Here is a 7,846-nt window from a genome sequence, read left to right on the forward strand (position 1 = left end):
AGTCAGGAGAGAGAATGAATTTTTTTGAATACAGAAACGGCGAGCTTTATGCAGAGGATATAAGTATCAAGGAACTGGTGCAGGAGTTTGACACCCCGCTTTATGTCTATTCCGCCAAGACCCTGCGTCGGCATTACGAGGCCTTTGATTCCGCCTTTGAAGGCACAAGACACATGACCTGTTTTTCGGTCAAGGCAAATTCCAATATCTGCGTACTAAAGCTCTTGGGTCAGATGGGTGCAGGCGTGGATATAGTCTCCGGAGGAGAGCTTTTCCGGGCTCTCAAGGCCGGGATAGATCCGCAGAAGATAGTTTATTCCGGGGTGGGCAAAAGGGAGCACGAAATCCGGGAAGCCCTGCTTTCCAACATCCTTATGTTCAACGTGGAGTCCAGGCAGGAACTGGAAAGGATCAACCAGGTGGCTTCGGAAATGGAAGTGCAGGCCAGAATCAGCCTGCGCATCAATCCGGACGTGGATCCGCAGACGCATCCCTATATCTCCACCGGGCTCAAGAAGAACAAGTTCGGCCTGGAGCTGGAACAGGCCTGGGAGTCCTACAAGCTGGCCAGAGAGCTTTCCAATATCGAGCCGGTGGGAATCGACTGCCATATCGGTTCCCAGCTTACCAGCGTGGAACCTTTCCTGGAGGCCCTGGAGCGCATCAAGTCTTTTTATGGCCGGCTTCAGGAGCTGGGGCTTGATATAAAGTATCTGGACCTGGGCGGCGGCCTGGGCATTACCTATGACCAGGAAGAACCTCCTCACCCGGCGGAATTCGGCCGCGCGGTAAAGGAAAGCCTAAAAGACACGGACCTGACCCTGATCCTGGAGCCGGGACGGGTCATTGCCGGTAATGCCGGGATCATGGTCACCAGGGTGCTCTATACCAAGGGAACGCCTTCCAAGAATTTTGTAATTGTGGATGCCGCCATGAACGATCTGATGCGGCCGTCATTGTATGGTTCATACCACCGTATAGAGCCGGTACAGGAAAAAAGCGGACGTCTTTATACCGCGGACGTGGTGGGACCCATCTGCGAGACCGGGGATTTTCTGGCCCAGGGCAGGGAACTTCCACGGCTCGAACAGGACGACCTCCTGGCTGTGCATTCGGCCGGGGCTTACGGGTTCACCATGGCCTCGCAGTACAACTCCAGGCCCCGCCCGGCCGAGGTCTTAGTGGACAATGACCAAGCCGTACTGGCCAGGCGCAGGGAAGTCTACTTTGATCTCCTGCAGCTGGAAGAGCAGTGTTTTTAAAGGAAGGGATCTCATACAACCACCCCCGACCCCTCCTTGGCTAAGGAGGGGAGTTGTACCGTGGCCTGGATTTACTTGGTTGGTGGGCTTCTGGAATGTTTATAAGGAAGGGATCTCATACAACCACCCCCGTCCCCTCCTTGGCTAAGGAGGGGAGTTGTACCGTGGCTTGGACTATTTGGGTGGTGGAAGTTTGATCAAGATCCAGACGGAGTATTTAGACAGATGCTTGCGACAGAGTGTTTCCATGCCTCGATCTGCTCCCCTCCTTGGTTAAGGAGGGGTTGGGGGTGGTTCGATAATCAGTTTTTTACCTCACCCTTATTTTTTGAGCACAGAAATGAGCAGTCATCAACTGTTTCTAAGATCATCAGGACCTGATTAGCAGATAACTTGTTTTTGGAGAAATATATGAAGCTCAATGAACATATGAGCAAAGAGCTGTTGAAGGGGGCCGGGATTCTGGTGCCCCGGGGGGAGATGATCGGGCCCGGAGATATCAGTGATTTTGCCCCGGAGTTTGAATTGCCCTGGGTGGTCAAGGCCATGGTTCTCACCGGTGGACGGGGCAAGGCCGGGGGTGTCAGAGTTGTGCAAAACCGGGAGGAATTCGAGACTGCTGCCCGGCAGATTCTGGGGATGCAGATAAAGGGCGAAAGCGTGCCCTTTGTCCGGGTGGAGCCGGCCAGCCATATCCAGCGGGAAATGTATCTGTCCATGACCCTGGACAGGCAGCAAAAAAGCCTGGTGCTCACCGCCGGGCGCACCGGCGGGGTGGATATCGAGTCCAGCGGCAGAGACAATATCCTGTCCCTGACCCTGGATCCGGGCCTTGGGCTGCATGACTTTCAGATACGCCGGGTCTTTTTTCACCTGGATCTGGACAAGAGCATGTTTAGATCCTTTTCCGGGCTTCTGAAAAATCTATACACGGCCTTCACCCAAAACCGCCTGCTGCTGGCGGAGATAAACCCCCTGGTACTCACCGGCGGACAAGAGCTCACAGCCTTAGACGGCAAGGTGGAGCTGGACGACAACTACGTGCAGATAAACAGGGGGCTTCTGGGTTATCATGTCCCGGAACACCTGGGAGAGCAGGAAAGACTGGCCGGGGAAGCAGGACTCAGCTACCACAGGCTGGACGGCAGGGTGGGCATGGTGGTCAACGGTGCCGGACTGGCCATGGCCACCATGGATTTACTCAATTTTTCCGGTGTTCCGGCGGCCAATTTTCTGGATCTGGGTGGAGGGGCCGACCAGGAGCGCATATCCAGGGCCCTGGATATTCTTTTTAATGATCCCGGGGTGGAACTGGTCTTTATAAATATTTTCGGCGGCATTCTTTCCTGTGAAAAAGTGGCTCTGGCCCTGGCTGCAGCCCTGGAGGAGGCATCCGTTGCCAGGCCCATGGTGGTTCGTTTTTCCGGTTTCAAGGCCCGGGAGGCGGGCAGGATCATCCAGGGGCTGAATGCAGACAATATTTATTATGTCCAGGATCTTGCCCGGGCCCTGGAAACTTTGAAAGAACTAAGTTCCAGCCCGGGGGGCGGGCAGAAGTTCCAGCGCATTGAGTTTCCCCCTGCACAGGAAAAAAAGAGAACTCCGAAAAAAAATGAGCCTGCGCCTTTTCCCCTGAACAAAAATACCCCGGTGCTGGTTCAGGGCATAACCGGGCGTGAGGGCATGCTGCATGCCCGGGAAATGCAGAACTTCGGCACCAGGATAGTGGCCGGGGTTACCCCCTTCAAGGGCGGAAGCCATGTGGAGGGTGTGCCGGTCTTTGACAGTGTGCACAAGGCCTGTATGGAGCATGATATCCAGGCCTCGGTTATATTTGTCCCCGGAGCAGCGGCTGCGGATGCTGTCATGGAAGCCGTGGACATGCACATCCCCTGGGTGGTGTGCATCACCGAGGGCATCCCGCAGCAGGATATGATGAGACTGTTGCCGGCCATCCGCAGGTCCGGCACCAGGCTGGTGGGCCCCAATACTCCGGGGATAATGGTTCCGGGACAGACCAAGCTGGGCATCATGCCGGCCTCCATCTTTTCCCGGGGGCCGGTGGCGATTTTATCCAGAAGCGGCACCCTGACCTATGAGTGCGTCCAGTCTCTGACCAGCGCCGGCATGGGGCAGTGCATGTGCCTGGGTGTGGGCGGGGACCCGTACGTGGGCCTGGATTTCAGGGATATTTTTCCCCTGCTGCAAAGAGACCCGGCCTGCCGGGCCGTACTGGTGCTGGGGGAGATCGGGGGTACAGCCGAGGAGGACCTGGCCCGGGAGCTGGACGAGATGGGATTCGACAAACCGGTACTGGGCTTTGTGGCCGGGCAGACGGCTCCTCCGGGCAAAAGGCTGGGCCATGCCGGGGCCATCCTGGATGAGCACTCCGGCGGGATCCGGGCCAAGCTGCAGGTCATGCATGAATGCGGCATAACCATCTGCCCGGATCTGGCCTCCATACCTGCAATGGTGGAAAAGGTTCTGTAAGGTCTCCGGGAATATGCGCGGGATTAAAATTGTGCTGGTGGGCAGGTTTCAAAAGAGATTTTTCCGGGAGGCCTTTGACTTTTATCTGCAGCGGGTCAGGAAAGTGACCCAGGTGGAAGTGGTGGAGGTAAAAGAGGTGCGGCACAGGGATCCAGGCCTGCGCATGCAAAAGGAAGGCGAAAACATCCTGGCCAGGTTAGGTCCCAGGGATTTGCTTTTAGTCTTGGATGAAAAAGGCACGGCCCTTGGTTCCGGCTCCATGGCCCGGGAACTGGCCAGGTGGGAGGAAGATCCCGGGTGTGCGCCCTGCTTCGTAGTGGGCGGGGCTTATGGGCTGTCTGAAAACGTGCGCTCCAGGGCGGACAGGCTCATTGGCCTGGGACCCATGACCTTGCCCCATGAGCTGGCTGCAGTGGTATTAATGGAGCAGATTTACCGGGCTCAGTGCATAAGCAGGGGGCATCCGTATCATCACTGAATGCGGCAGCTGTCCTTTTTTCCAGCCCGAATGGGGCCTTTTATTATGCGCGCCCCGGTTTTTCTGGATATGCCCCTGAGCATGCCTTTAAAAAGCTGGTTGTGAAAAGGCACCAGGCTTTTCCAGTAGGCGATGCCTGGAAGTCCTCTGGGGTAAAACCTGGTTCTCTGCACCAGGATGCTCTGGCTGGTTCCCTCGGGCTGCAGTTCAAACTCCAGCGTGGCTTCCCCGGGCATTTTCATTTCCGCCAAAAGTTTCAGATGCTCGTTTTTCTGTACCTGGATGACCTTCCAGAAGTCCACCGTATCTCCGAAGCGTAGTTCTTCCCGGGACCGGCGTCCCTTACGGTAGCCTGAGCCGCCCATAATCTTGTCCGCCAATCCCCTTAAGCGCCACAAGGCATTGGCGTAGTACCAGCCGTTTTCCCCTCCGATGCCCTCGATTACCGGCCAGACTTTTTCAGGGGGAGTACCAAGATGCACCTGGTAGGCGATTTCATAAATGCTTCCGCCGGCATACCGGGAATCCGAGCAGGTGGTCCATTCGGGAACGCTTACTTCCCCGGCGTCGCGCCAGCAGGTACTGTCCCGGTCCCGTCCGGAATGCTCCAGAGCCCTTTTTATGGCTTCCCTGCAGGAGACCAGCTCCTGGGGGATGACTTCCCGGATGGTGTTTTCCCGGCAGACCACGGTATTTTTCAGCCCTTGGGCCAGGGGAGCGGCAATGCTTGCGGGGACCGGGGTAACCAGGTGAATCCAGTAGGAACTGAGTGTTGGACTCAGGACAGGTACCGGGACTATCAGCCTGGGGGCCAGGCCGGCTTCCCGGGCGTAAATCTGAAAGAGCTTGGCATAGCTCAGGATATCCGGTCCGCCGATGTCAAAGCTTTTACCCATGGCGTCCGGGTTGTCTAAGCTTCCGGCCAGGTAGCCCAGGACGTTGGTTATGGCTATGGGCTGGCAGTCGGTATGCACCCAGGTGGGGGTGATCATCACCGGCAGGCGCTCCACCAGGTAGCGCATGATTTCAAAGGAGGCGCTGCCGGAACCAAGGATCATGGCGGCCTTGAGAAAGGTAAGGGGGACGCTGGATTCCTGCAGTATCCGGCCCACTTCCAGCCTGGACTTGAGGTGGTGGCTCAGGTCTTCGTCGTCCTCGCCCAGGCCGCCAAGGTAGATGATCTGCTTGAGGCCTGCCTTTTCAGAGGCGGTCACCATGTTGCGGGCGGCCTGCCTGTCTCTGGACTCGAAGTCGCTTTTTTTGTCCTTGTCCGGGCCCATGGAGTGCACTAAGTAAAACGCCGCCCGGCAGCCCTGGCAGGCCTTATCCAGGCTGTCCTGGTCCATGACGTCCACCCTGAAGGGCTCAAATCCCGGGTGAGAAGCATAATCCCGGCAGGAGAGCTTGTCCGTGTTCCTGGCGGCAGCCCGGACCTGAAAGCCTTTTTCCAGAAGAAGGGGAACCAGCCTGCCCCCTACGTAACCACTGGCACCCAGCACCAGGAGCTTTTGCGTCTGTGCCTGGTCCATGACCACCTCCTTGTAGACTTATTCGCCGGAACCCACCAGGGGCAATTCCTTTTCAATGCGAAAGTATACCAGGGACCTGGGCTCAGGGTTCAGGTCCTGGTCGGCGTGGGAGGAGCGCCTGCTCATGGACTGGATTTTCTCCTGATCCTGCTCTTCGCCGGTTTTGGTCAGGAAAAGGCGCTTGCCTTTGTATCCTGGCCCCTGCTCTATAAACATGTAAGCTGCCCTGGGGTTGGACTGCAGGTTCTGCCGGGAAAGGCGGTGGCGCATGATCAGGGCGATGTTGCCGTCCTGCATCACGTGGGGTCTGGCATAGATGGCACAGTCCACATTACCCTGGCTGTCTGCGGTGGATAACACACCGGTCCCTTTGGTGTTTTCGAAGTATTCCTTGAGTTCCATGGGATATTCTCCTTTAAGGTAGGGGGGATAAAAAAGCAGGGGCGTCCAGCACTTACTTTTAGTGTTAATTTAACTGCTCTAATCTAAAGCCTCAGTCTAAAAGTAAGTGCTGGACGCCCCTGCCAGGGAAGCCGGGCACCCAGGTCCAGCTGTTACCGCTGCTCCCTTTCGGGCCTGACGGGATTGGCAGTGTCCCTGCCGCCCGGCTTCCCTCACGGTTTTCCTGCTTGAAGCATGGCAGGCAAATGGTGAAGCAAGAGGCATGTCAAGAAGGCAGTTTAAGAAATTGCATCCTTAAATGCAATCAATTAATCTGTCACAGAAAAGGCAGCTTTGTCAAGCACCGGCCAAGGCATAAACTGTTCACTGTACTATGTCTGCAGTCCTGTCCAGCTGATGGTCAAGGGGGTTTAAAGGCAGCTTGACCCGGACACGGGTGCCTTTGTCCTCTGAGGTACTGAAATCAATATCTCCACCGTGGGAGCGGGCGATGAGCCTGGCACTGAAGGTGCCCAGACCGGTTCCCTTGGTTTTGCCGGAAGTGGCGTAACGCTCAAAAAATCTCTCCCGGATCTCTTCAGGCACAGTTCCGTAATTGTGGATATCAATATGCATGTACTCCGCATACTGCTGGATGCTTACTGTTACCTGCGAACTTTCCGGAGCGGCCTCTATGGCGTTGGTAATCAGATTGGCCAGCATGGACTGTATATTGGTCTTTTCTCCCAATACCGGGATTTGCCGGTCTTCTTCCAGTGGTTCGCCGTTGAGCAAAAAGTTCAGCTGCAGGTCTTTGTACTTTCTGATTCTGGAGGTTTCCTGCCTGAGGTGCTGGAGTAGTTCCTGCAGATCAAAGCTTTCAGGCCGCATCTGGTAAGTGCCTTCCTCCATTTTGTAAAGATCCAGGGAGTGGTTGATCATGTGCAGCATGTTCCTGCCTGATTCCAGGATATGACCTGCAAACTCGCGCTGCTCTGAATTCATGTCCTCATCTTCGATTAAAAGCTCGGCCATGCCGATGACACCGTTTAGCGGGGTCTTGAGGTCATGACGGACTATACGCTCCACATCCTCTCTTAATTCTTCTACTTTCTTTTTCTGGGTAATGTCCCGGCTGACATGGACCAGTTGCTCCACGTGCCCGTTTTCCTCAAAAACCGGCCAGGCCGCAACTTCAACGTGTATGATCTCGTTTTTGTGATTGTAGTGGCGATGTTCGGTGATACAGGGTTTGCCGTGCTGTACGTATTCATTTATGGGGCAGAGCAGGTCGTAGTGGTGGCAGGGAGCCTGGTAGCCGTACATGATATTGTAGCAGTGCCTGCCCAGGACCTGGCTGCGCTCCAGGCCGAAGCGCTCCAGAAACGCTGTGTTTATGTCCTGGATGGTCAGATCTGCAGCGTTTACCAGGGCTATGGCGTCGGGGATGCTGTTTAGAATGGTCTGCTTGAGCATCTGGGAGCGCTTGAGCTCGTGGGTGCGCTTTTCCACCATGTCTTCCAGGTGGTTTTTGTAAGTGTCCAGTTCCAGGTGGTATCTGGTCAGGTCCTGGTCCCGGTGTTTGAGGGCCCAGGCCAGAAGGCCCACCTCGTCTTTTCTCTGCAGTCCCGGGTACTGGGGAAGTTCCTGGCAGGTGTTCTCCCTGATGCAGCGGGTGAGGTAAGACAGATCCTGCAGGTAATATC

6 protein-coding genes and 1 other RNA gene are annotated in these 7,846 nt (G+C 55.9%); 3 read left to right on the forward strand and 4 right to left on the reverse strand.

The features are described 5' to 3' along the window. Nucleotides 1-14 precede the first annotated feature (14 nt). The 3 genes from lysA to D5S03_RS03645 all read left to right on the forward strand — a co-directional run bounded on the left by lysA (nucleotide 15) and on the right by D5S03_RS03645 (nucleotide 4,230). A complete protein-coding gene (gene lysA / locus D5S03_RS03635) occupies nucleotides 15-1,262 on the forward strand; it encodes a diaminopimelate decarboxylase (RefSeq protein ID WP_008869409.1) in 1,248 nt (415 codons plus the stop codon). Nucleotides 1,263-1,673: 411 nt separating this feature from the next. Then, the gene (gene sucD, locus D5S03_RS03640; protein WP_287042704.1) at nucleotides 1,674-3,752 is read left to right on the forward strand and encodes a succinate--CoA ligase subunit alpha; all 2,079 of its coding nucleotides are present in this window, start codon (nucleotides 1,674-1,676) and stop codon (nucleotides 3,750-3,752) included. A gap of 13 nt (nucleotides 3,753-3,765) precedes the next feature. Further along, complete coding sequence (locus D5S03_RS03645; protein ID WP_287042705.1) at nucleotides 3,766-4,230, forward strand: 23S rRNA (pseudouridine(1915)-N(3))-methyltransferase RlmH; 465 nt, start codon at nucleotides 3,766-3,768, stop codon at nucleotides 4,228-4,230. Here the strand turns inward: D5S03_RS03645 and D5S03_RS03650 are convergent. The 4 genes from D5S03_RS03650 to D5S03_RS03665 form a co-directional block, all read right to left on the reverse strand. Next, the gene (locus D5S03_RS03650) at nucleotides 4,224-5,759 is read right to left on the reverse strand and encodes an SDR family oxidoreductase (protein WP_287042706.1); all 1,536 of its coding nucleotides are present in this window, start codon (nucleotides 5,757-5,759) and stop codon (nucleotides 4,224-4,226) included. The genes D5S03_RS03645 and D5S03_RS03650 overlap by 7 nt on opposite strands. A gap of 18 nt (nucleotides 5,760-5,777) precedes the next feature. Then, nucleotides 5,778-6,161: a pyridoxamine 5'-phosphate oxidase family protein gene (locus D5S03_RS03655; RefSeq protein WP_287042707.1), complete on the reverse strand. Its 384-nt coding sequence runs from the start codon at nucleotides 6,159-6,161 to the stop codon at nucleotides 5,778-5,780. Between the two features lie 119 nt (nucleotides 6,162-6,280). Continuing rightward, nucleotides 6,281-6,376: signal recognition particle sRNA small type (gene ffs, locus D5S03_RS03660), an RNA gene on the reverse strand. A 148-nt stretch (nucleotides 6,377-6,524) separates the two neighbouring features. Continuing rightward, nucleotides 6,525-7,846 (reverse strand): PAS domain-containing sensor histidine kinase (locus D5S03_RS03665; protein WP_287042708.1); only part of this gene is annotated, 1,322 nt, incomplete at its 5' end.

Source organism: Desulfonatronospira sp. MSAO_Bac3 (assembly GCF_003838035.1).
Taxonomy (GTDB): domain Bacteria; phylum Desulfobacterota; class Desulfovibrionia; order Desulfovibrionales; family Desulfonatronovibrionaceae; genus Desulfonatronospira; species Desulfonatronospira thiodismutans.